Source organism: Streptomyces geranii, from assembly GCF_002954775.1.
In the GTDB taxonomy this organism is placed as follows: Bacteria; Actinomycetota; Actinomycetes; order Streptomycetales; family Streptomycetaceae; genus Streptomyces; species Streptomyces geranii.
In genome coordinates this window covers 86,369-108,624 of sequence record NZ_PJME01000025.1, presented here as the reverse complement: position 1 = coordinate 108,624, position 22,256 = coordinate 86,369, and the positions used below count along the sequence as shown (strand labels likewise).

Here is a 22,256-nt window from a genome sequence, read left to right as displayed (position 1 = left end):
TCCGGAGACCGTGTCGATCCGGGCCCTCCCCGTTCGACGGAGTGGTGAGAGCCCGGAAAGGACCCGGGCTCCGCCCAACTCCAGGAGGCCCCCATGCCCCGCTACCTCTCCCTCGTGAAGATCGACGAGTCCACCGCCCCCGCCGAAGGCCCCAGCCCCGAGCTGATGCGGCGCATGGGCGAACTGATCGAGGAGGTCACCAAGGCCGGCGTCATGCTCGACACCGCAGGCCTGACCCCCACCGCACAGGGCGCCCGCGTCCACTGGCAGGACGGCAAGATCTCGGTCACCGACGGCCCCTTCACGGAGTCCAAGGAGATCGTCGGTGGCTACGCCATCACGCAGTGCAAGGACATGGCCGAGGCCATCGAGTGGACCAAGCGGTTCCTGAAGGTGCACGAGGAGTTCTGGACGGTGACCTGCGAGGTCCGGGAGATCGCCGAGGGCTGATCCCTCCTTGGCCCCAGGCCCGCACGGGTGTCTGATGGTGGGCTGTGACACCGAAACACACACAGCCCACCGAGGACCCGCGCAGAACGGTCGAGACGGTCTACCGCCTGGAGTCCCCCCGCATCATCGCGGCCGTCACCCGCACCGTCCGGGACATCGGAATCGCCGAGGAACTGGCCCAGGACGCCCTGGTGGCCGCCCTCGAACAGTGGCCACGCGACGGCGTCCCCGACAACCCGGCGGCCTGGCTCATGACGACGGCCAGACACCGGGCCGTGGACCTGATCCGCCGCCGCGAGACGTACGCGCGCAAGCTGACGGAGATCGGCCGCAGCCTGGAAACCACGGTCGAGCCGCCCGAACCCCCCACCCCCGAGGACATCGACGACGACCTCCTCCGCCTGGTCTTCACGGCCTGCCACCCGGTCCTCTCCGCCGAGTCCCGCATCGCCCTCACCCTCCGCCTCCTCGGCGGCCTCACCACCCCGGAGATCGCCCGGGCCTTCCTGGTCCCGGAACCGACGGTCGCCCAGCGCATCGTCCGCGCCAAACGAACCCTCGCGACGAAGAACGTCGCCTTCGAGGTCCCGTACGGCCCCCAGCGCGAGGCCCGGCTCGGCTCGGTCCTGGAGGTCATCTACCTGATCTTCAACGAGGGTTACGCCGCCACAGCGGGCGACGACCTGCTGCGCCCCGCCCTCTGCGAGGACGCCCTTCGCCTGGCCCGCGTACTGCAGGGCCTGATGCCCAAGGAACCCGAAGTGCACGCGTTGACGGCCCTGTTGGAGCTACAGGCGTCCCGCTCGGCGGCCCGCACGGGCCCGACAGGCGAACCGGTGCTCCTCAAGGACCAGAACCGCGCCCGCTGGAACCGCATGCTGATCGCCCGAGGCTTCACGGCCCTGTCCCGAGCGGAAGCGGCGGGCGCGACGACATCGACATCGGGCCCAGGCCCGTACACCCTCCAGGCGACGATCGCCGCCTGCCACGCCCACGCGGCTTCCTACGACACCACGGACTGGCCCAGAATCGCCGCCCTGTACGCGGCCCTGGCGGCCCGATCCCCTTCCCCGGTGGTGGAGTTGAACCGAGCGGTGGCCGTCTCCATGGCGGAGGGTCCGGTCCAGGCCCTGCGGATCATCGACAGCCTGACCACCGAACCAACCCTCCGCGACTACCACTTGCTACCGAGCGTGAGAGCAGACCTCCTCCAACGCCTGGGCAGAAAGGAGGAGGCAAGAGCAGATTTCCTGAGGGCAGCGTCCCTGACCCAGAACGAAAGAGAACGGAACTTGTTGAGAACCCGAGCGGAAGAATGCCTTTAGGGGCGCGTGGAACTGCGCGACAAGCCCCCACGCACCCGCAGCCCACAAACAAGACTCAACCCACAGGCTGCCCAATCAACATGGCCGGCGCCCCACCCACCCGAGTAAGAAAAACCGTCGCGGAATGAGGCCCGGAAACCTTCACCATCTTCCGCAAAGCCTCCGGCTCAACAGCCGACCCCCGCTTCTTCACGGTAAGCACCCCAACCCCCCGCTCCCGAAGCAACGCCTTCAATTTCTTCACCCCAAAAGGCAGTTGATCGGTGATCTCATAAACAGAGGCGAACGAAGTACCCCGCAACTCATCCCCCGTCACATAGGCGATCGTCTCGTCGATCAGCCCCCCACCCACCTCCTCGGCAACCTCCGCCACCAGATGAGCCCGAATGACGGCGCCATCAGGCTCGTACAAGTACCGCCCCACAGGCCGCACTTGAGGATCAGGCAACCCCCGTCCGTCCAGAACACGCGGCCCAGGCAGCAGAGTTGCCCGCACCGAGCCCCCCTCCAACCCGCCCCCCGACCCCGCCCCGAACCACAACACCGCCTCCTTCACATCCCCGCCGTCCGAGATCCACTCGGCCCCCGCCTCCCCCGGAACCGCCTCGTGCGGCACCCCGGGCGCGATCTTCAGCGCGGCGACCGGCGCCTTCCGGGCGGCGTCCACGGCCCACGACAAGGGCGGCGAGTAAGCCTCGGGATCGAAGATCCGCCCCCGCCCCCCACGCCGGCCGGGATCGACGAACAGGGCGTCGTACGAGGAGACGTCGACATCGGCGACGTCGGCCTCCCGCACCTCCACCAGCTCCCCGATCCCCAGCGCCTCGACGTTCGCCCGCGCGACGGCGACCGTGAGCGGATCCCGGTCCACGGCGAGGACCCGAACGCCCGCCCGCGCGAACGCGATCGCATCGCCCCCGATCCCGCAGCACAGGTCGGCAACGGAACCCACGCCCAACTCCCTGAACCGCCCCGCCCGGTACGAAGCCACACTCGCCCGCGTCGACTGCTCGACCCCGTTGGGCGTGAAGAACATCCGCCCGGCGTCCGCTGCCCCGAACTTCGCCACCGCCCGCTGCCGCAGCCGCTCCTGCCCGAGCGCGGCCGAGACCAGCTCGGCGGGATGCTCGCGGCGCAGCCGGGTGGCGACGGCCAGTTCACGGGCCGGGTCGGTACCGCGTACCTCGTCTAGGAGGGCGCGGCCCGCCGGGGTGAGGAGGGCGGCGAAGGCGGAGAGGGGAGTGGCGAGGTCGTTCACCGGGTCATTGTGGGCCAGCCGGTGGACGGTGCGCTTCCGGCGGCGGTGTCGGGCCGCCCGTACGGCACGACCCTGGGAAGATCCAGCCCCATGCGAACAGTAGGACAAACATACAAAAACCGGTCAATGGTCAATACGTCCATGATCCGCGCCGGAGTCGCCGCGCTCACCGTGGCCGCCCTGGCCGCAGGCTGCGCGGAGAGCGGCACCCCGCCGAAGAAGGCCCACCCGGCCCCGGGCCAGGAACTCCGCCTCCACGCGCCCCCGGCCCGAGCCCTGGACGCGTACGCCAGAAAACTGGGCCGAGCCCACGCGGCCCGCGCAGCCGCCGCGAAACGCTGGGGCCTGACCGCACCCCCGCTCACGGCACCCCCGCCCCCCACCCGCAAACCCCGCCTCACCACCCGTAAGGGCTTCGAGGTCGACGACCACGAGGAACGCGGCCTGCCGCCCGTCTTCACCACGATCCCCACCCGTCACAAGGTCGTCTTCCTCACGATCGACGACGGCGCCGAGAAGGACCCGGCGTTCCTGCGGATGATGAGCGAACTGAAGATCCCGTACACCGCGTTCCTCAGCGACTACCTGGTCAAGGAGGACTACGGCTACTTCCGCAAGATGCGCGACCTGGGCGTCGTACTGAACAACCACACTCTCAACCACCGCTACCTGCCCGCCCTCTCCTACGAGCGCCAGCGCACCGAGATCTGCGGCATGCAGGACGTCGTCGAGAAGCGCTACGGCACCCGCCCGACCCTCTTCCGCCCGCCCTACGGCAACTACGACGAGGACAGCCTGCGCGCCGCCAAGTCGTGCGGCGTGAAGCACGTGCCCCTCTGGAACGAGGAGGTCTTCGCCGACCGCTGGGACTACCGCGAGGCGGACTGCGACATCCACCCCGGCGACATCGTGCTGAGCCACTTCCGGGGCAAGGACGACGGCAAGGGCACGATGCCCGACATGGTCCGCCGCTTCATGAAACTCGTCACAGCCAAGGGGTACGCGGTGGCCCGCCTGGAGGACTACCTGTGACCGCGCGTCCCCGCCCCCGTGCCCTGACCGCCACCGCGCTCGCCGTCGCACTGCTGGCGGCAGTGGCGGTCGGCTGCGCCCCGCCCATGGACCCGGCGCGATCGGCGGCGGCGACGAGCGCGCACTCCCGGCTCGCGGCGGGTGGCGCGAGCGGCCCGAGCGGTGCGGCCGGCGCGGCCCTGCCCCCGGTCGTCGACCGCGTCCGTACCCACGACAAGGTCGTCTTCCTCACCTACGACGACGGCGCCGAACGCGATCCCCGGTTCGTCGAACTGGTCCGCGAACGGCGGCTCCCGGTCAGCATGTTCCTCACGGACAGCGTCGTGGGCCCGGGCTACGGCCACTTCGCCCGGCTGCGCGAGGTCGGCGCCAACGTCCAGAACCACACCCTGGACCACCAGACCCTGCGCGGCCTGCCGTACGCCGGCCAGCGCGCTGAGATCTGCGGCCAGCAGGACAAACTCCGTGAGCGCTTCGGCATCCGCCCCCGCCTCTTCCGTCCGCCCCACGGCCTCTACGACCCGACGACCCTGCGCGCGGCGGCGGACTGCGGCGTGTCGGCGGTCGTCCTGTGGACCAAGGGCGCGAGCCTCCGCCCGGGCGCCATCGTCCTGGTGGGCCCACCCCAGGTCGAGGAGACGCTGAGGCTGCTCAGGGAGGTGCGGGAGAGGGGCCTGAGAGTGGCCCGCCTGGAGGACTACCTGTAGGTCCACAGGCAGAACCACCGGCCCGGCCACGCGTACGGAATTAGCAGTCCGCTTGACCGAGTGCTAATCGCGGTCATAGTCTCAGGTCTGGCACTCCCCCCTGGAGAGTGCCAATAGCGACGGGCAGGTCCGGCACCCGCGACGACGGATCCACCTGGTCGCCACCTCAGACAGTTAACCCCGTGAGATCTCCGAAGGGGGAGGTCGGATCGTGACGACCACCAGCTCCAAGGTTGCCATCAAGCCGCTCGAGGACCGCATTGTGGTCCAGCCGCTCGACGCCGAGCAGACCACGGCCTCTGGCCTGGTCATCCCGGACACCGCCAAGGAGAAGCCCCAGGAGGGCGTCGTCCTGGCCGTGGGCCCGGGCCGCTTCGAGAACGGCGAGCGGCTTCCGCTCGACGTCAAGACCGGCGACATCGTGCTGTACAGCAAGTACGGCGGCACCGAAGTGAAGTACAACGGCGAGGAGTACCTCGTCCTCTCCGCTCGCGACGTGCTCGCGATCGTGGAGAAGTAAGTCACTCGGTATTACAGGCATTACCAGCATTGCAGTGTGAACTACGCCCCTGGCCCCCGCGACCTTCAACAGCCGGGTGCCGGGGGCGCAGTTCGTTCTCCCAATTTTCCGAGAGGGCTGAACCGCTCCCATGGCGAAGATCCTGAAGTTCGACGAGGACGCCCGTCGCGCCCTTGAGCGCGGCGTCAACAAGCTTGCCGACACGGTGAAGGTGACGATCGGCCCCAAGGGCCGCAACGTCGTCATCGACAAGAAGTTCGGCGCTCCGACCATCACCAACGACGGCGTCACCATCGCCCGTGAGGTCGAGCTGGACGACCCGTACGAGAACCTCGGCGCCCAGCTGGTGAAGGAGGTGGCGACCAAGACCAACGACATCGCGGGTGACGGTACGACCACCGCCACCGTGCTGGCCCAGGCGCTCGTCCGCGAGGGCCTGAAGAACGTCGCCGCCGGCGCCTCCCCGGCCGCCCTGAAGAAGGGCATCGACGCGGCGGTCAAGGCTGTGTCCGAGGAGCTCCTCGAGACCGCCCGCCCGATCGAGGAGAAGTCCGACATCGCCGCCGTGGCCGCGCTCTCCGCGCAGGACACCCAGGTCGGCGAGCTGATCGCCGAGGCGATGGACAAGGTCGGCAAGGACGGTGTCATCACCGTCGAGGAGTCCAACACCTTCGGTCTGGAGCTGGACTTCACCGAGGGCATGGCCTTCGACAAGGGCTACCTGTCCCCGTACATGGTGTCCGACCAGGAGCGTATGGAGGCCGTCCTCGACGACCCGTACATCCTGATCCACCAGGGCAAGATCTCCTCCATCCAGGACCTGCTGCCGCTGCTTGAGAAGGTCATCCAGACCAACTCCTCCAAGCCGCTGCTGATCATCGCCGAGGACGTCGAGGGCGAGGCCCTGTCGACCCTCGTCGTGAACAAGATCCGCGGCACGTTCAACGCGGTCGCCGTCAAGGCCCCCGGCTTCGGTGACCGCCGCAAGGCGATGCTCGGCGACATGGCCGCGCTCACCGGCGCCGAGGTCATCGCCGAGGAGGTCGGCCTCAAGCTCGACCAGGTCGGCATCGACGTACTGGGCACCGCCCGCCGCGTCACCATCTCCAAGGACGACACGGTCATCGTCGACGGCGGTGGCGACACCGGCGCCGTGGCCGGCCGGGTCAACCAGATCAAGGCCGAGATCGAGAACACGGACTCCGACTGGGACCGCGAGAAGCTCCAGGAGCGCCTCGCGAAGCTGGCCGGCGGCGTGTGCGTGATCAAGGTCGGCGCCGCCACCGAGGTGGAGCTGAAGGAGAAGAAGCACCGCCTTGAGGACGCCATCTCGGCGACCCGCGCCGCGGTCGAGGAGGGCATCGTCTCCGGCGGTGGCTCCGCGCTCGTCCACGCCGTGAAGATCCTCGAGGGCAACCTCGGCAAGACCGGCGACGAGGCGACGGGTGTCGCGGTCGTCCGCAAAGCCGCCGTCGAGCCGCTGCGCTGGATCGCCGAGAACGCCGGCCTGGAGGGTTACGTCATCACCTCCAAGGTCGCCGAGCTGGACAAGGGCCAGGGCTTCAACGCCGCCACCGGCGAGTACGGCGACCTGGTCAAGCAGGGCGTCATCGACCCGGTCAAGGTCACCCGCTCCGCCCTGGAGAACGCGGCCTCGATCGCCTCCCTCCTCCTCACGACCGAGACCCTGGTCGTCGAGAAGAAGGAAGAGGAAGAGTCGGCCGCGGGCGGCCACGGCCACGGTCACTCGCACTAGTCGAGGCACCGGCCGGCACACCGGCAGACGAAGAAACCCCCCGTTCCTGGCCGGAACGGGGGGTTTCTCCCTTCGCGGGCGGTCACTGATCCCCGTACGTCCTACTGCTCCAAGCCCTCCAGCGCCCCCAACTGCCCCATCAGCCCCAGCCGGTCGTACTGCCACCAGCCCTCGGCGATCTTCCCGTCGGTGTCGAACCGGAAGATGGTCGTGCCGGTCATCGAAGCCTGTTTTCCGCTGCTGGGAATGCCCATGAACTCGCCCCGCTGGGTGCCGTTCCACGTCCAGCGGGTGCAGACCCGGTCGCCCTGGGCGATCTGGTCGTGGACGGTGAACGCGAAGTCGAACCCCTCGCGCCACATCTCCATCTCCCGCCGGGCCGCGTCCAGCCCCAGGTTGTCCTGCTCGTTGGACGGATCGTGGTCGTGGTAGTGCTCCACGAACAGGTCGTTGAGCGGCGGCAGTTCACCCCGCGTGGCGATGACCTCGAAGAACCGCCGCGCCGAGGCCGCGCACAACTGCTCGTCCCGCACGACGTCCAGATCGGTGAACGTCGGCATCTCGTCGCACAGGGCGACCATCTCGCGGAAGATCCGGTCGGTCTCCGGCAGGTTCGAGTTCCGCATCGCGTCCTCGTACGACGCGAACTCCACGATCTCGACGAAGTGCGACGAGTCCGAGAGATCCTTGCCGATCACGGTGTGCGTCGCGGACCGCTTCCCCTTGGTCTGCTCGACCCAGGTGTCCATCAGCCGGTTCATCTCGTCGAACCGACTGGTCTTGCAGTCGATCAGCTGTACGAACGTCATGGCGCCGCCTCCGGCCCCCCTGGGTCCGGTACCTCTCTCCATACTCCCACCGGAGACGCGCCACCACCTCTTCCACCCGGGCCGATAACGGGTTCACCGGGATCGGTAACAGGTCCACCGGGATCGGTAACGGGGTCACTGAGGCCCGTACTTCCGCCCCGTCTTCGACGAGATCCCGCCCAGCAGCGCCCTCGGCGTCACCTTCACCACACCCATCAGCGCCTTGTAGCGCGGGTCCGGGATCGACAGCGTCTTGCCCCGGGCCAGATCGGCGAGCGCCGCCGCGACCAGTTTGTCCGCGTCCAGCCACATCCAGTTCGGGATGTTGTCCGTCCCCATCCCGGCCCGCTCATGGAACTCCGTCCGCACGAAACCGGGCGCCAGTGCCATCAGCCGCACCCCGCTACCCGCCAGGTCCTTCGCCGCACCCTGCGTGAACTGCACGACCCACGCCTTCGACGCCCCGTACGTCCCGCGCGGCACGAACGCGGCGACCGACGCGACATTGACGACACCCCCGCGCCCCCGCTCCCGCATGGCCTCGGTCGCCGCGCTGGTCAGCCGCAGCACCGCCTCGCAGTGCACCTTGAGCATCCGCAGCTCGTCCGCCATCGATACGTCCAGATAGCGACCCTTGTTGCCGAAGCCGGCGTTGTTCACCAGCAGGTCGACGGGGTTCTTGCGGTCCCCGAGGCGAGCGGCCACCGCCTCGATGCCGGTGTCCGTCGCGAGGTCGGCGCTCAGCACCTCCGCCTCGATGCCGTGCCGGTCGTGCAGTTCGGTCGCCTGTTCGGCGAGCCGTTTGGCATCGCGCGCCACCAGGACGAGGTTGTGGCCGTCGGCCGCCAGCCGCCGCGCGAACGCGGCGCCGATTCCCGCGGTCGATCCCGTAATCAGAGCCGTTGTCATGGCGCAAGATTAGTGACCGGGACCGCTTCCGTCCGCCCCCTGCACGCTCCCTCCCGATCGTGAAGCCGCCGCGTGCGCCCCCGACGTAATCCCTAGTCAGGGACCTGGTGGCGATCGCGGGTCAGCCGTACTTCTTCACATGGTCGCGAACCATCGTGGCCGCCTCCGAATGCAGGGCCGAACCGGCCGTGAGCAGCCGGGGCATGAGCGTCCGCTCGGTCGTCAGCGCCCGGAAGTAGACGGCGACCGTCACGTCGTGGTCGGGCCGGTGCAGGATCTCGACCGGATCGCCCGCCCGTATCTCACCCGGCTCGATCACCCGCAGATAGGCGCCCGGCGCACCCCGCTCCGTGAACCGCTTCACCCACCTTTTCTCACCCAGATGGCCCTGGAAGGTCCGGCACGGGATCCGCCCGCTGGTCACTTCGAGGACCACCTCGGACCCGATCCGCCAGCGCTCGCCGATCAGCGCGCCGGACACGTCGAGCCCGCGCGTGGTGAGGTTCTCGCCGAACATCCCGTCGCGCAGCGGGCGCCCCAACTCGCGCTCCCAGTCGTCGAGATCCTCGCGCGCGACCGCGTACACCGCCTGTTCGTCGCCGCCGTGGTGCTCCTTCGAGCAGATGGTGTCCCCGGCCAGCCCGCTGCCGCCGATCCCCTTCGGCCCGGGCGCGCTCACCAGCACCGGCCCGTCCACCGGCCGCTTGTCGATACCCGTGCCCTCGGGATGGTCCGTGTAGGGCACGGTCCGCGCCCGCCCCACGTTCACCGACAACACCTTCATCACGCCACCCGCCCCCGTGTTCGCCTGCGCATCCATGATTCCACGCTAAAACAGACTTGCCCAAAGCGTCTACGCATTATTCGCCTATATCCCCAAGAATCACTTATGATCGCGAAATGATCGAAGCCCGTCACCTCCGTGTCCTGCGTGCCGTGGCCACCACCGGCTCCTTCTCGGCGGCGGGCCGCGAACTGGGCTGCACCCAGCCCGCGGTGAGCCAGCAGATGAAGGCGCTAGAAGCCTCGGTCGGCACCCCGCTGCTGGTCCGCAACGGCCGTGAGATGCGGCTGACCCAGGCGGGCGAGGCCCTGGTGCGGCACGCGGCGGGCATCCTCTCGGGCCTCACCGCGGCCGAGGAGGAGGTCGCGGCCATCGCGGGGCTGCGGGCCGGGCGGGTCCGGCTGGTCTCCTTCCCCAGCGGCAGCTCCACCCTCGTCCCGACGGCCCTCGCCGCCCTGCGCGCCGCCCACCCCGGCACCCGGGTCTCCCTGGAGGAGGCCGAACCCCCGCACTCCGTCGAACTGCTGCGCGAGGGCGACTGCGACGTGGCGCTCGCCTTCCGCTACGAGGGCGCGGCGGGCGCCGGCGAGTGGGACGACCTGGTGGTCCGCCCCCTCCTGACCGACCGGCTCGTCGGCCTCGTACCCGAAGGCCACCGGCTGTCCCGCGCGGAGTCGGTCGCCCTCACCGAACTCGCCGCCGAACCGTGGATCGCGGGCTGTCCGCGCTGCCGGGGCCAGCTGGTCGAGGCCTGCGAGAGCGCGGGCTTCACCCCGCGCATCGACTTCGCGACCGACGACTACCCGGCGGTGGTCGGCCTGGTGGGCGCGGGCCTCGGCGTGGCCGTCCTGCCCCGGCTCGCCATCGAGTCCGTACGGCCACGAGGTGTGCGCGCGGTGGCGCTGGAACCGGCGGTGCGGCGGGAGATCGTCGCGCTGACCCTGCCCGACCTGGCCAAGGTGCCCGCGGTGGCGGCGACGCTGGACGAGCTGGCGCGGGCGGCGGCGCGGGCCTGAGGCACGCCGAAGCGGGGGCACGCGCGCGTGTGCCCCCGCTTCGGAGAGGCGTGCCCATGCTCCGAAGAAACGTTCCTTCAATTGTTCGAACCGAGGTCCCCTCCACCGGCCGACGCCGACACCAGCCGGTTGCGGGCCCGCCCCATCAGTTCTTCGCGCTCGTCCTCGGTCAAGCCGCCCCACACGCCGTACGGCTCGCGCACCGCCAGCGCGTGTGCCGCGCACTGCGCGCGGACCGGGCATCTCATGCAGACCTCCTTGGCCGAGTTCTCACGAGCGCTCCGTGCCGCACCGCGCTCTCCCTCCGGGTGGAAGAAGAGCGAGCTGTCGACCCCGCGGCAGGCCGCGAGGAGCTGCCAGTCCCAGAGGTCCGCGTTCGGACCGGGAAGGCGGGAGAAATCTGCCATTACATGTCCCCTTGTTGCCGTTCTGGGCTGAGATGGTGCCCCTGACCGTACAACTACGATCTAAGGAGATGAAAATATGACTCATTGCGAATCTAGCCTCAGACACCAACAAAAGGGAAGAAAAAGGGCTGAATGGGGCATAGGTTGTGATGAAACGTTGAGGGTCTGTTGTGCATGTCTGCACCGTGTCCGTGCCCTCACGTAGAGTGCCGAAGACGACACACAGCCCCGTAACTCTTTCGAGTGACCATCGTTGAGAGTGCGGAGGCGGTTGGAGGAACAAGCGCTCGGACGGGCGGCAGTACCCACTGCCGGGAAAATCGGTCGAGCGTCAACCGCACAGGTGACGATTAGTACCAGCCTGGAGGCTCAAGGTGACGCGCATCAGCTGCGGAGGGCGGCCATGACATCCGTCCTCGTCTGCGACGACTCCCCGCTTGCCCGAGAGGCGCTCCGCCGCGCGGTCGCGACCGTGCCCGGTGTCGAGCGCGTGACCACGGCGGCCAACGGCGAGGAAGTCCTCCGCCGTTGGGGTGCCGACCGTTCGGACCTGATTCTGATGGACGTACGCATGCCCGGTCTGGGCGGCGTCGAGACGGTCAGGCGGCTGCTGTCCGCCGACCCCGGAGCACGGATCATCATGCTCACCGTCGCCGAGGACCTGGACGGCGTGGCGCTCGCCGTCGCCGCCGGTGCCCGCGGCTATCTGCACAAGGACGCCTCGCGCGCCGAACTGCGGGCCACGGTGACGCAGGCACTGGCCGACCCGACCTGGCGGCTCGCGCCGCGCCGGCTGCGCTCGGCCGAGATGGGCGCCGCGCCCACGCTCACCGCGCGCGAGATCCAGGTCCTGGAAGGCATGAGTCACGGCCGGTCCAACGCGGAGATCGGACGCGAGCTGTTCCTCTCCGAGGACACGGTGAAGACGCACGCCAGGCGCCTGTTCAAGAAGCTCGGCGCCTCGGACCGGGCCCACGCGGTGGCGCTCGGTTTCCGGTGGGGTCTGGTCCGTTAGGTGGGCCTCGGAGCGGGTCGGGAAGTCCCCGCCTACCGCACGGTGGGCGGGGGTGGCAAAACAGCCCGCCGGATGCCCGCTGCTCGTTTCGCCGCGGATGCCGCATCCTTGAGGTGTGGAGTTCCTCGGGAACGAGTCGGTCGAGCGGAAGGGGAGGGCGCAGGAGATGAGTTCCGGCGCACCTGCTCATAACGCTTCGGTGCACAACAACGGACGCGGTGCCACGGAGAGAGCGGCGCCAAGGCACCATGGTCCGATGCGCGACGACGAGGCGGCTTACGCCCATGGGGTGATCGGTGGTCTCGTCCACCGTGCCGTCGACGGGGACGAGCAGGCGACGCACGACCTGCTCGCCCATGTCCACCCCCTCGCCCTGCGCTACTGCCGCACCCGGCTGTCCCGACTGCCGGGCGACGCGCGGCACTTCGTGGAGGACCTGGCGCAGGAGGTCTGCGTCGCCGTACTCCTCGCCCTGCCGCGCTACCGCGACACCGGACGCCCGTTCGAGGCGTTCGTCTTCGCCATCGCCGCGCACAAGGTCGCCGACCTGCAGCGCGCCGCGATGCGTCACCCCGGCTCGACGGCCGTCCCCTCGGACGAGATGCCCGAACGCCCGGACGACTCCCTCGGCCCCGAGGAGCGCGCCCTGCTCAGCAGCGACGCCGAATGGGCCAAGAAACTCATGGCCAACCTCCCCGAGAACCAGCGCGAACTGCTCCTGCTGCGCATCGCGGTGGGCCTCACGGCCGAGGAGACCGGTCAGATGTTGGGAATGTCACCCGGAGCAGTGCGTGTCGCGCAGCACCGCGCGCTCAGCCGCCTGCGGGCACTGGCGGAGCAGTAGTCCTGGCGGCAGTCCTGACAGCGTCCTGGCCGAGGTCTGAACGGCCGGGGCGTCGATTCCGTACGAACATACGAAGCCTGAGGGTGCCTCGTACCGTGGAATTCGGGACCCGTGCTTCCCGTTAGCATGGACATCCGCACCGATCAAGGCCATTTGGGGAAGGTGTCATGACTGCCAACGTCGACGGAGTGCCCGCCAAATTCGCGACCCTCGGGCTCACCTACGACGACGTGCTGCTGCTGCCGGGCGCATCCGAGGTGCTGCCCAACGCGGTCGACACCTCGTCCCGCATCTCCCGCAACGTCCGGGTCAACATCCCGCTGCTCTCCGCCGCGATGGACAAGGTGACCGAGTCCCGCATGGCCATCGCCATGGCCCGGCAGGGCGGGGTCGGTGTGCTGCACCGCAACCTCTCCATCGAGGACCAGGTCAACCAGGTCGACCTCGTGAAGCGCTCCGAGTCCGGCATGGTCACCGACCCGATCACGGTGAACCCGGACGCGACGCTCGGCGAGGCCGACGCGCTCTGCGCCAAGTTCCGCATCAGCGGCGTGCCCGTGACGGACGGCAACGGCAAGCTCCTCGGCATCGTCACCAACCGTGACATGGCCTTCGAGACCGACCGTTCGCGTCAGGTCCGCGAGGTCATGACGCCGATGCCGCTGGTCACCGGCAAGGTCGGCATCTCCGGCACCGAGGCGATGGAGCTGCTGCGCCGCCACAAGATCGAGAAGCTGCCCCTGGTCGACGAGGCCGGTCTCCTCAAGGGCCTCATCACGGTCAAGGACTTCGTCAAGGCCGAGAAGTACCCCGGTGCCGCCAAGGACGCCGAAGGCCGCCTGCTGGTCGGCGCGGCCGTCGGCGCCAGCCCCGAGGCGCTGGAGCGCGCCCAGGCGCTCGCCGCGGCGGGCGTGGACTTCCTGGTCGTCGACACCTCGCACGGGCACAACAGCAACGCCCTGAGCTGGATGTCGAAGATCAAGTCGAACGTCCACGTCGACGTGATCGGCGGCAATGTGGCCACGCGCGACGGCGCCCAGGCCCTGATCGACGCGGGCGTCGACGGCATCAAGGTCGGCGTCGGCCCTGGCTCCATCTGTACGACCCGTGTGGTCGCCGGCATCGGCGTACCGCAGGTCACGGCCATCTACGAGGCGGCCCTCGCGGCCCGCGCCGCCGGCATCCCGGTCATCGGCGACGGTGGCCTCCAGTACTCCGGCGACATCGGCAAGGCGCTCGCCGCCGGCGCCGACTCCGTGATGCTGGGCAGCCTGCTGGCGGGCTGCGAGGAGTCCCCGGGTGAGCTGATGTTCATCAACGGCAAGCAGTTCAAGTCGTACCGCGGCATGGGCTCCCTGGGTGCCATGCAGTCGCGCGGCCAGGCGAAGTCGTACTCCAAGGACCGCTACTTCCAGGCCGACGTCGGCTCCGACGACAAGCTCGTCCCCGAGGGCATCGAGGGCCAGGTGCCCTACCGCGGTCCCCTGGCCGCCGTACTGCACCAGCTCGTCGGCGGACTGCGCCAGACGATGGGCTACGTCGGTGCGGCCACCGTCTCCGAGATGGAGACCAAGGGCCGCTTCGTCCGCATCACGTCGGCGGGCCTCAAGGAGAGCCACCCGCACGACATCCAGATGACGGTCGAGGCGCCCAACTACAGCCGCAAGTAGGCGCGAGCGGTAACCGGACGTGCGAGAGGCGGTCCCGGAGATACTCCGGGACCGCCTTCGTCGTGCCCGTCGGGGATACTGGGAGGCGCAGAACCAAGGATGGAAAGGCCACACACGTGACTGAGATCGAGATCGGGCGCGGCAAGCGCGGCCGTAGGGCGTACGCCTTCGACGACATCGCCGTCGTCCCGAGCCGTCGTACGCGCGACCCGAAGGAGGTCTCGATCGCCTGGCAGATCGACGCCTACCGCTTCGAGCTGCCCTTCCTGGCGGCCCCCATGGACTCGGTCGTCTCCCCGGCCACCGCGATCCGCATCGGCGAGCTGGGCGGCCTCGGCGTCCTCAACCTCGAAGGGCTCTGGACGCGGTACGAGGACCCGCAGCCGCTGCTCGACGAGATCGCCGACCTGGACGCGGACACCGCGACACGCCGTCTCCAGGAGATCTACGCGGCCCCCATCAAGGAGGAGCTGATCGGCGCGCGCATCAAGGAGGTGCGCGACTCGGGCGTGGTCACCGCCGCCGCGCTCTCCCCGCAGCGCACGGCCCAGTTCTCCAAGGCCGTCGTCGACGCGGGCGTCGACATCTTCGTCATCCGCGGTACGACGGTCTCCGCGGAGCACGTCTCCGGCGCCGCCGAGCCGCTGAACCTCAAGCAGTTCATCTACGAGCTGGACGTCCCGGTGATCGTCGGCGGCTGCGCCACGTACACCGCGGCCCTGCACCTGATGCGCACCGGCGCGGCCGGTGTCCTGGTCGGCTTCGGCGGCGGCGCCGCGCACACCACGCGCAACGTCCTCGGCATCCGCGTCCCGATGGCCACCGCGGTCGCCGATGTGGCCGCCGCCCGCCGGGACTACATGGACGAGTCCGGCGGCCGGTACGTGCACGTCATCGCCGACGGCGGCGTCGGCTGGTCCGGCGACCTCCCCAAGGCGATCGCCTGCGGCGCCGACGCGGTCATGATGGGCTCTCCACTGGCCCGCGCCACGGACGCGCCCGGCAAGGGCCACCACTGGGGCATGGAGGCGGTGAACGAGGAGCTGCCGCGCGGCAAGAAGGTCGACCTCGGCACGGTCGGCACGATTGAGGAGGTCCTCACGGGCCCGTCGCACATCCCGGACGGCTCGATGAACTTCTTCGGTGCGCTGCGGCGGGCTATGGCCACGACCGGGTACAGCGACCTGAAGGAGTTCCAGCGGGTTGAGGTCGCGGTGGCGGACTCGGTGCATCAGCGGTAGTTCGTAGGACGGAGCTTGGGGCCTGAAAAGGGGGCCGGTCACCTTGGCAGGTGACCGGCCCCCTTTTGGCTGTCCGGCGCGGGGGCGCGTGGTGTGGGGCGCGGGCGCGCGGTTGCGTTCGGGGTGGATACGGGCTGGTCAGGGGAGGCGCGAGGGCTAGTGTCCCTCTTGGCGACCCGCTCTCTGGGGCGCCCCCTTCCAAGGAGCACGTATCCGGACCCTATTGACCCGGGGGCCCGGCCCCGAGCTCCAGTTGAACCGTCCACCGGGCTACTGGGCGGCGTCATGGAAGGGGGCGCGCCGATGGGCCGTCACCGCAAACCCACCCGCTGGGATCGCATTCGGCTTCGGCTGGTGAAGTTCCGGAGGAGGTGTCTTTTGCGGACTTACGGTTGGTGAGCGGCCACCCCTATAGAGAGTAGGGGTGGACACTCGACCACCAATCAGGAGCCTGCCGCAGTACCCGCTGCGGTGGGCTCCACCTGTTTCCACGCTACCGGCGCGGGGAGCTGCTCGCCACCATTCCTGAAGCCTGCCGCGTCCCACGCGCCCCCCCTTCACAACCGATGCGCCGCCCCCGTAGGCGTGGCCCCCCGTGTGTCCAGCAGCAGCTGTGCCTTCACCGACAGGCCCTGGAGGTCGTACGTCCGGTGTTGCTGGAGGAGGATCGTCAGGTCCGCGTCGGCTGCCGCCTCGTAGAAGGAGTCCGCGCGTGGGACGGGGCGGTCCAGGACGCTCCAGGACGGGACGTGGGGGTCGTGGTAGCTGACGGAGGCGCCCAGTTCCATCAGGCGGGTCGCGATCTCCTGGGCGGGGGAGCCCTGTTGGTCGGCGAGGTCGGGCTTGTAGGTGACGCCGAGGAGGAGTACGCGGGCGCCTCGGGCCGATTTGCCGTGCTCGTTCAGGAGGGTGGCCGCGCGCTGGATGACGTACTGGGGCATGTGGTTGTTGACCTGCTGGGCCAGTTCCACCATGCGCAGGGTGCGGCCGGTGTGGCCGTGGAGGTCCTGGGGGACCGCGTGGCCGCCGACGCCCGGGCCGGGGCGGAAGGCCTGGAAGCCGAACGGCTTGGTCTCCGCGCAGCGGATGACGTCCCAGAGGTCTACGCCCAGATCGTTGCAGAGGACGGCCATCTCGTTGACGAGGGCGATGTTGACGTGGCGGAAGTTGGTCTCCAGGAGCTGGACCGTTTCCGCTTCCCGGGGGCCACGCGCGCGTACCACCTTGTCCGTCAGCCGGTTGTAGAAGGCGGCGGCCGACTCGGTGCAGGCGGGGGTGAGGCCGCCGATGACCTTGGGGGTGTTGGCGGGGGTGAAGTCGCGGTTGCCGGGGTCGACCCGGCTGGGGGAGTAGGCGAGGTGGAAGTCGCGGCCCGCGCGGAGGCCGGAGCCCTCTTCCAGGAGGGGACGCAGGAACTCCTCCGTCGTGCCCGGCTGTACCGGTGACTCCAGGATCACGGTGGTGTGCGGGCGCAGGTGGGCCGCCAGGGTGCGGGCGGCGGACTCCACCTGGCCGAGGTCCAGGGTGCCGTCGGCGCCGCGCGGGGTGGGGGCGCAGATGACCGCGGTGCGTACGCGGCCGAGTTCGGCGGGGCCGGCCGCTGTCCGGAAGCCCCTGGAGAGCATCCGGCGCAGTTCGGCTGCGGTGAGGGAACCGGCCTCGGGGCCGGTCTTGTACCCCAGGGTGGGGATGCCGGCGGCGACGGCGGCCTGGGCCAGCGGCAGGCCGAGATGTCCGAGTCCGATGACGGCGAGATCTGCGGGCATGCGTGGGCCGTCCTTCCCAGTAGCCGAAGCGGGACAGGTGCGCAAGCCCTGTGGACTGGACGGGCGAGCGCAATGTCAGACTAGGAGTAAATATGACCGATATGTGGGATTCGGTGGGCGAGTTTCCACAGGTGTTTCCGTGGAGGTTGTCCACAGGCTGAGGGCGGGTGGTGGCCGAAGTCGGGCAACCCAGTGAGAATTCGGGCAGGGGGATCCGGGCAGGAGCAGCCGTACGACGGGGCACAGCCGACCGGTCGTAGGGATGCGGCCGGCGCGACCGACAGCGGGAGGCAGCGATGAGGACAGCGGCACTGGGACCGGCGCAGCGAGCCGAGTCACTGGCAGCGATGGCCGAGCGTGAGCTGGACGTGCTCGTCGTGGGCGCGGGTGTGGTCGGCGCGGGCACCGCGCTCGACTCCGTGACCCGCGGTCTGTCCACGGGCCTGGTGGAGGCCCGCGACTGGGCGTCGGGCACGTCGAGCAGGTCCAGCAAGCTCGTCCACGGCGGTCTGCGCTATCTGGAGATGCTCGACTTCGCCCTCGTCCGGGAGGCGTTGAAGGAACGGGGGCTGTTGCTGGAACGGCTCGCTCCGCACCTGGTGAAGCCGGTGCCGTTTCTGTATCCCCTGCAGCACAAGGGCTGGGAGCGGCTGTACGCGGGTGCCGGCGTCGCCCTCTACGACGCCATGTCGATGGCCCGCGGCCACGGGCGGGGCCTGCCCGCGCACCGCCATCTGAGCCGCCGTCACGCCCTGCGCGTCGCGCCCGCCTTGAAGAAGGACGCGCTGGTCGGGGCGCTGCAGTACTACGACGCGCAGATGGACGACGCCCGCTATGTGGCCACCCTGGTGCGCACGGCCGCCGCGTACGGCGCGAAGGTCGCCAACCGCGCGCGGGTGACCGCCTTTCTGCGGGAGGGCGAGCGGGTCGTCGGGGCCCGGGTGCAGGACGTCGAGGCGGGCGGGGAGTACGAGATCCGGGCCCGGCAGATCGTCAACGCCACGGGCGTGTGGACCGACGACACCCAGGGGATGGTCGGCGAGCGCGGGCAGTTCCACGTCCGGGCCTCCAAGGGCATCCATCTGGTCGTGCCCAAGGACCGGATCCACTCGACGACCGGGCTGATCCTGCGCACCGAGAAGTCCGTGCTGTTCGTCATCCCGTGGGGCCGGCACTGGATCGTCGGGACGACGGACACCGACTGGGACCTCGACAAGGCCCACCCGGCGGCCTCCAGCGCCGACATCGACTATCTGCTGGAGCATGTGAACTCCGTGCTCGCGGTCCCGCTGACCAGGGACGACGTCCAGGGCGTGTACGCGGGTCTGCGGCCCCTGCTCGCCGGTGAGTCCGACGCCACCAGCAAGCTGTCGCGCGAGCACACCGTGGCGCATCCGGTGCCCGGGCTGGTGGTCGTGGCGGGCGGCAAGTACACGACGTACCGGGTGATGGCGAAGGACGCCGTCGACGCGGCCGTGCACGGGCTGGACCAGCGGGTCGCCGAGTGCGTGACGGAGGACGTGCCGCTGATCGGGGCCGAGGGCTACCGCGCGCTGTGGAACGCCCGGGCCAGGACGGCCGCGCGCACCGGCCTGCACGTGGTGCGGGTGGAGCACCTGCTGAATCGGTACGGCTCACTCGCGCAGGAGGTCCTCGACCTGATCGCGGCCGACGCCTCGCTCGGCGAGCCCTTGCAGGCGGCGGAGGACTATCTGCGGGCGGAGGTGGTGTACGCCGCCTCGCACGAGGGGGCGCGGCATCTGGACGACGTGCTGACGCGGCGGACCCGGATCTCGATCGAGACCTTCGACCGGGGGACGCGCAGTGCCCGTGAGGCGGCCGAGCTGATGGCGCCGGTGCTCGGCTGGGACAAGGACCAGATCGAGCGCGAGGTCGAGCACTACGAGAAGCGGGTGGAGGCGGAGCGCGAGTCGCAGCGCCAGCCCGACGACCTGACGGCGGACGCGGCACGGCTGGGCGCCCCGGACATCGTGCCGCTCTGACGCTGTGTCACGGCGCTTCTCGCGCGGTCCTGCACGGGAGTTGCGTCGAAACCCGGCACGGGAGTTCCCCGCGAAGTCCTGCCCGGCAGTTCCCGCGAAGTCCTGCACGGCAGCTTCTCCGAACTCCTGAGCGTCACTCGAACGAGTGTCGTGAGCTGGGATCTTTGCCCCGCGCCCGGCCGTTCTACGGGGTGCGGGGGCGGAACTCGGCGGCGGGCGGGGCCGGTTTGGGGGTGCGGCCCGCGCTCATGTCCAGGTGCGATCGGAAGGCGGGGCGGGCGGTGAGGAGGCAGTGACAGCAGGTAGGACGGCGGAACGCGCACTTCACGCGGTCCCCCTTCCCACAGGCCACCGTCCGTCCCGAGGGGCACCCGGGGCGTCGGCCGCTTGTCGGGTGAGGGACAATGGAGGTTCTGTCAGGGCGGGTTGCATGAGGGGACGCATGTCGGAGGCGGAGCGGGCGGGCGCATCCCGTGAGGACAAGAGCGAGCGTCTCCTCGCCGGGCGGTACCGGCTGGGAGGGGTCCTCGGCCGCGGCGGCATGGGCACCGTCTGGCGCGCGGAGGACGAGACGCTGGGCCGTACCGTCGCCGTCAAGGAGCTGCGGTTCCCCGGGAGCATCGACGAGGAGGAGAAGCGGCGGCTGATCACGCGGACGCTGCGCGAGGCCAAGGCCATCGCGCGTATCCGCAACAACAGCGCCGTGACCGTCTTCGACGTGGTCGAGGAGGACGACCGGCCCTGGATCGTCATGGAGCTGGTCGAGGGCAAGTCGCTCGCCGAGGTCATCCGTGAGGACGGGCTGCTGGAGCCGCAGCGCGCGGCGGAGGTGGGCCTCGCGATCCTCGACGTGCTCAGGTCCGCGCACCGTGAGGGCATCCTGCACCGCGACGTGAAGCCGTCGAACGTACTGATGTCGGACGACGGCCGGGTCGTCCTCACCGACTTCGGTATCGCGCAGGTCGAGGGCGACCCGTCGATCACCTCGACCGGCATGCTCGTCGGGGCGCCCTCCTACATCTCGCCGGAGCGGGCCCGAGGCCACAAGCCCGGCCCGGCCGCCGACCTCTGGTCGCTCGGCGGCCTGTTGTACGCGTCGGTCGAGGGTGTGCCGCCGTACGACAAGGGGTCCGCGATCGCCACGCTGACCGCCGTGATGACGGAGCAGCTGGAGGAGCCGAAGAACGCGGGTCCGCTGAAGGACGTGATCTACGGCCTGCTCACCAAGGACCCCGCGAAGCGGCTCGACGACGCCGGTGCGCGCACGATGCTCAACGCGGTGATCCACGCGCCCGAGCCCAGGGAGGCCGAGCCGGAGCCGGTCGACGCGACGAAGGTCGTGCCGTTGCCGCCCGTCCCCGGCAAGGGCAAGCGGGCCGACAAGGGCGCGGAGAGCGGGAGTTCGGCAGACTCGGGTTCCGGCGGCAAGCGGGGCGAGGAGGCCGGTGAGCGGTTCCGCGGGGCGTTCCGGTCCGTGAAGAAGGCGGCTGTCGCGGCGGGAGCCGGGGCGGGCGCGGCTGTCCGGACGAAGCCCGCTGACGCCGATGCGGTCGGCTCCGAGTCCGGGGGAGCTGCCGGTGCCGGTGCGGGCGTCGCTGCCTCCGGAAGCGTGGGCTCCGGATCGGCTTCGGGAAGTGTGGCTTCCACCGGTGTGGTGGGTGAGACCGCGAAGAGTGGCACCGCACAGGGGGCCGCTGTTCCCGGGGCTCGGGACGGCAAGGCTCGCGAGAGCGGGACTCAGGCGGGCAACGCCGGCGCAGGGGGGCGGAGTTCGGGGTGGCCCGTGGTACCGCCGCCGGATCTGCCGCCTCGGCCCGCGCCCAGGGCGCCGCTCACCGACGTCGTGCCGAAGCGGACGCTGGTGATCATCGCGGTGGTCGTCGCGGTCATCGTGCTCGGCGTGGTGCTGGCCCTCGTGCTCGGGGGCGACGACCCCGACGGCGGTTCGGCCAGTGGTGCGAAGAGCGGCGGGGACAAGGTGACGTCCTCCGGGTCGGCCTCCGCCTCCGCCGAGACCAAGGAGGACAAGGCCGACGGCACCCGTACGGACGGCGGGCAGAGCGCCGACGCCTCGACGAGCGCGGAGACGGGGACCGGCTCGGGCACGGGTAAGGGAGAGGGCGCGGCGAACTCGCCCAGCGCGACCGCGAGTTCCTCCGGCGGTACCTCGGCCGTGACCACGTACAAGAGTGCTCAGGGGTTCTCCGTCGGGCTGCCCACCGGGTGGAAGTTCGAGTCCACGGGGTCCGCGGGCGCCCGGTTCGCGGGGCCCGACGGGCAGAAGCTGCTCATCGGCTGGACCGGCACGCCCAAGTCCGATCCGGTCGCGGACTGGGAGAACCAGGAGCAGTACATGACGCGGTCGCAGTACGACCGGATCCGAATAGAGAAGGTGAGCTACCGCGGCTGGAACACGGCCGACTGGGAGTTCACCTACACGGAGGGCGGCACGAAGTACCGGTCCGTGGACCGGGGGTTCGTGGTCGACGCCCAATCCGGATTTGCGCTCATGTACACCGCGAAAGCGGCCAATTGGGGCAGTGAGCTGCGCAAGGAGACATGGCGGACGTTCACGGAGACGTTCGAGCCGAAATCGTGATGTGCGCGGTTCCGAGTTGAGGCCGCCAGATCTCGGATCCCTCTTTGCGAGTTGCCTCCGGCACGTATCGTGAGTGGTTGCGGACCGTACGCATCCAGAACGGGACGTATGACGAACGGATTTGAGCAGCTGGGCGGCTCGGGGG

19 protein-coding genes are annotated in these 22,256 nt (G+C 69.9%); 13 read left to right on the top strand and 6 right to left on the bottom strand.

Annotated elements, in window-relative coordinates; translation table 11 throughout:
* Nucleotides 1-93 precede the first annotated feature (93 nt).
* Entirely contained in the window at nucleotides 94-450 is a 357-nt protein-coding gene (locus tag CW359_RS27465; RefSeq protein ID WP_105972826.1) for a YciI family protein, read from the top strand.
* A gap of 44 nt (nucleotides 451-494) precedes the next feature.
* Nucleotides 495-1,775, top strand: coding sequence for an RNA polymerase sigma factor (locus tag CW359_RS27460; protein WP_105972825.1), 1,281 nt, complete (start codon nucleotides 495-497; stop codon nucleotides 1,773-1,775).
* Between the two features lie 55 nt (nucleotides 1,776-1,830).
* On the opposite strand, the gene CW359_RS27455 is transcribed toward CW359_RS27460, so the two are convergent.
* Nucleotides 1,831-3,033: a class I SAM-dependent methyltransferase gene (locus CW359_RS27455; protein WP_232838614.1), complete on the bottom strand. Its 1,203-nt coding sequence runs from the start codon at nucleotides 3,031-3,033 to the stop codon at nucleotides 1,831-1,833.
* Between the two features lie 141 nt (nucleotides 3,034-3,174).
* Here CW359_RS27455 and CW359_RS27450 point away from each other — a divergent pair, with 141 nt between their 5' ends.
* The 4 genes from CW359_RS27450 to groL all read left to right on the top strand — a co-directional run bounded on the left by CW359_RS27450 (nucleotide 3,175) and on the right by groL (nucleotide 7,048).
* Nucleotides 3,175-4,065 (top strand): polysaccharide deacetylase family protein, encoded by an 891-nt coding sequence (locus tag CW359_RS27450; protein ID WP_198655407.1) that lies wholly within the window; start codon nucleotides 3,175-3,177, stop codon nucleotides 4,063-4,065.
* On the top strand, nucleotides 4,062-4,772 hold the full coding sequence (locus tag CW359_RS27445) for a polysaccharide deacetylase family protein (protein ID WP_105972823.1): 711 nt from the start codon (nucleotides 4,062-4,064) through the stop codon (nucleotides 4,770-4,772). The genes CW359_RS27450 and CW359_RS27445 overlap by 4 nt, the downstream gene beginning before the upstream one ends.
* 211 nt (nucleotides 4,773-4,983) lie before the next feature.
* On the top strand, nucleotides 4,984-5,292 hold the full coding sequence (gene groES, locus CW359_RS27440; protein WP_017239619.1) for a co-chaperone GroES: 309 nt from the start codon (nucleotides 4,984-4,986) through the stop codon (nucleotides 5,290-5,292).
* Between the two features lie 130 nt (nucleotides 5,293-5,422).
* Nucleotides 5,423-7,048: a chaperonin GroEL gene (gene groL, locus CW359_RS27435; protein WP_105972822.1), complete on the top strand. Its 1,626-nt coding sequence runs from the start codon at nucleotides 5,423-5,425 to the stop codon at nucleotides 7,046-7,048.
* A 101-nt stretch (nucleotides 7,049-7,149) separates the two neighbouring features.
* Here groL and CW359_RS27430 read toward each other — a convergent pair whose 3' ends face one another.
* The 3 genes from CW359_RS27430 to CW359_RS27420 all read right to left on the bottom strand — a co-directional run bounded on the left by CW359_RS27430 (nucleotide 7,150) and on the right by CW359_RS27420 (nucleotide 9,550).
* Entirely contained in the window at nucleotides 7,150-7,857 is a 708-nt protein-coding gene (locus CW359_RS27430; RefSeq protein ID WP_105972821.1) for an ester cyclase, read from the bottom strand.
* Between the two features lie 135 nt (nucleotides 7,858-7,992).
* A complete protein-coding gene (locus tag CW359_RS27425; RefSeq protein ID WP_105972820.1) occupies nucleotides 7,993-8,766 on the bottom strand; it encodes an SDR family NAD(P)-dependent oxidoreductase in 774 nt (257 codons plus the stop codon).
* Between the two features lie 121 nt (nucleotides 8,767-8,887).
* A complete protein-coding gene (locus CW359_RS27420) occupies nucleotides 8,888-9,550 on the bottom strand; it encodes an MOSC domain-containing protein (RefSeq protein ID WP_105972857.1) in 663 nt (220 codons plus the stop codon).
* Between the two features lie 116 nt (nucleotides 9,551-9,666).
* Here CW359_RS27420 and CW359_RS27415 point away from each other — a divergent pair, with 116 nt between their 5' ends.
* Nucleotides 9,667-10,566: a LysR family transcriptional regulator gene (locus CW359_RS27415; RefSeq protein WP_105972819.1), complete on the top strand. Its 900-nt coding sequence runs from the start codon at nucleotides 9,667-9,669 to the stop codon at nucleotides 10,564-10,566.
* Between the two features lie 77 nt (nucleotides 10,567-10,643).
* On the opposite strand, the gene CW359_RS27410 is transcribed toward CW359_RS27415, so the two are convergent.
* Complete coding sequence (locus CW359_RS27410) at nucleotides 10,644-10,973, bottom strand: WhiB family transcriptional regulator (RefSeq protein WP_105972818.1); 330 nt, start codon at nucleotides 10,971-10,973, stop codon at nucleotides 10,644-10,646.
* A 403-nt stretch (nucleotides 10,974-11,376) separates the two neighbouring features.
* On the opposite strand from CW359_RS27410, the gene CW359_RS27405 reads away from it, so the two are divergent.
* From CW359_RS27405 to CW359_RS27390, 4 genes are all read left to right on the top strand, one after another.
* Complete coding sequence (locus tag CW359_RS27405) at nucleotides 11,377-11,988, top strand: response regulator transcription factor (RefSeq protein ID WP_003948568.1); 612 nt, start codon at nucleotides 11,377-11,379, stop codon at nucleotides 11,986-11,988.
* A gap of 256 nt (nucleotides 11,989-12,244) precedes the next feature.
* A complete protein-coding gene (locus CW359_RS27400) occupies nucleotides 12,245-12,832 on the top strand; it encodes a sigma-70 family RNA polymerase sigma factor (RefSeq protein ID WP_105972817.1) in 588 nt (195 codons plus the stop codon).
* A gap of 167 nt (nucleotides 12,833-12,999) precedes the next feature.
* The gene (gene guaB / locus CW359_RS27395) at nucleotides 13,000-14,502 is read left to right on the top strand and encodes an IMP dehydrogenase (RefSeq protein ID WP_105972816.1); all 1,503 of its coding nucleotides are present in this window, start codon (nucleotides 13,000-13,002) and stop codon (nucleotides 14,500-14,502) included.
* A gap of 116 nt (nucleotides 14,503-14,618) precedes the next feature.
* The gene (locus CW359_RS27390; protein WP_105972815.1) at nucleotides 14,619-15,743 is read left to right on the top strand and encodes a GuaB3 family IMP dehydrogenase-related protein; all 1,125 of its coding nucleotides are present in this window, start codon (nucleotides 14,619-14,621) and stop codon (nucleotides 15,741-15,743) included.
* 557 nt (nucleotides 15,744-16,300) lie between these two features.
* Here the strand turns inward: CW359_RS27390 and CW359_RS27385 are convergent.
* Nucleotides 16,301-17,509 (bottom strand): nucleotide sugar dehydrogenase, encoded by a 1,209-nt coding sequence (locus CW359_RS27385; protein ID WP_105972814.1) that lies wholly within the window; start codon nucleotides 17,507-17,509, stop codon nucleotides 16,301-16,303.
* Nucleotides 17,510-17,805: 296 nt separating this feature from the next.
* Here CW359_RS27385 and CW359_RS27380 point away from each other — a divergent pair, with 296 nt between their 5' ends.
* Both CW359_RS27380 and CW359_RS27375 read left to right on the top strand, forming a co-directional pair.
* Nucleotides 17,806-19,512, top strand: a complete 1,707-nt coding sequence (locus CW359_RS27380; protein WP_105972813.1) for a glycerol-3-phosphate dehydrogenase/oxidase — start codon at nucleotides 17,806-17,808, stop codon at nucleotides 19,510-19,512.
* 442 nt (nucleotides 19,513-19,954) lie between these two features.
* Nucleotides 19,955-22,111, top strand: a complete 2,157-nt coding sequence (locus CW359_RS27375) for a serine/threonine-protein kinase (RefSeq protein WP_105972812.1) — start codon at nucleotides 19,955-19,957, stop codon at nucleotides 22,109-22,111.
* Nucleotides 22,112-22,256 lie beyond the last annotated feature (145 nt).

Excerpts from the sequence above, each read along its gene's own strand:
- CW359_RS27465 (WP_105972826.1), top strand. The coding sequence starts at position 94 with ATGCCCCGCTACCTCTCCCTCGTGAAGATCGACGAGTCCACCGCCCCC.
- CW359_RS27450 (WP_198655407.1), top strand. The coding sequence starts at position 3,175 with ATGATCCGCGCCGGAGTCGCCGCGCTCACCGTGGCCGCCCTGGCCGCA.
- groL (WP_105972822.1), top strand. The coding sequence starts at position 5,423 with ATGGCGAAGATCCTGAAGTTCGACGAGGACGCCCGTCGCGCCCTTGAG.
- CW359_RS27430 (WP_105972821.1), bottom strand. The coding sequence starts at position 7,857 with ATGACGTTCGTACAGCTGATCGACTGCAAGACCAGTCGGTTCGACGAG.
- CW359_RS27425 (WP_105972820.1), bottom strand. The coding sequence starts at position 8,766 with ATGACAACGGCTCTGATTACGGGATCGACCGCGGGAATCGGCGCCGCG.
- CW359_RS27420 (WP_105972857.1), bottom strand. The coding sequence starts at position 9,550 with ATGAAGGTGTTGTCGGTGAACGTGGGGCGGGCGCGGACCGTGCCCTAC.
- CW359_RS27415 (WP_105972819.1), top strand. The coding sequence starts at position 9,667 with ATGATCGAAGCCCGTCACCTCCGTGTCCTGCGTGCCGTGGCCACCACC.
- CW359_RS27410 (WP_105972818.1), bottom strand. The coding sequence starts at position 10,973 with ATGGCAGATTTCTCCCGCCTTCCCGGTCCGAACGCGGACCTCTGGGAC.
- CW359_RS27405 (WP_003948568.1), top strand. The coding sequence starts at position 11,377 with ATGACATCCGTCCTCGTCTGCGACGACTCCCCGCTTGCCCGAGAGGCG.
- CW359_RS27400 (WP_105972817.1), top strand. The coding sequence starts at position 12,245 with ATGCGCGACGACGAGGCGGCTTACGCCCATGGGGTGATCGGTGGTCTC.
- guaB (WP_105972816.1), top strand. The coding sequence starts at position 13,000 with ATGACTGCCAACGTCGACGGAGTGCCCGCCAAATTCGCGACCCTCGGG.
- CW359_RS27385 (WP_105972814.1), bottom strand. The coding sequence starts at position 17,509 with ATGCCCGCAGATCTCGCCGTCATCGGACTCGGACATCTCGGCCTGCCG.
- CW359_RS27380 (WP_105972813.1), top strand. The coding sequence starts at position 17,806 with ATGAGGACAGCGGCACTGGGACCGGCGCAGCGAGCCGAGTCACTGGCA.
- CW359_RS27375 (WP_105972812.1), top strand. The coding sequence starts at position 19,955 with ATGTCGGAGGCGGAGCGGGCGGGCGCATCCCGTGAGGACAAGAGCGAG.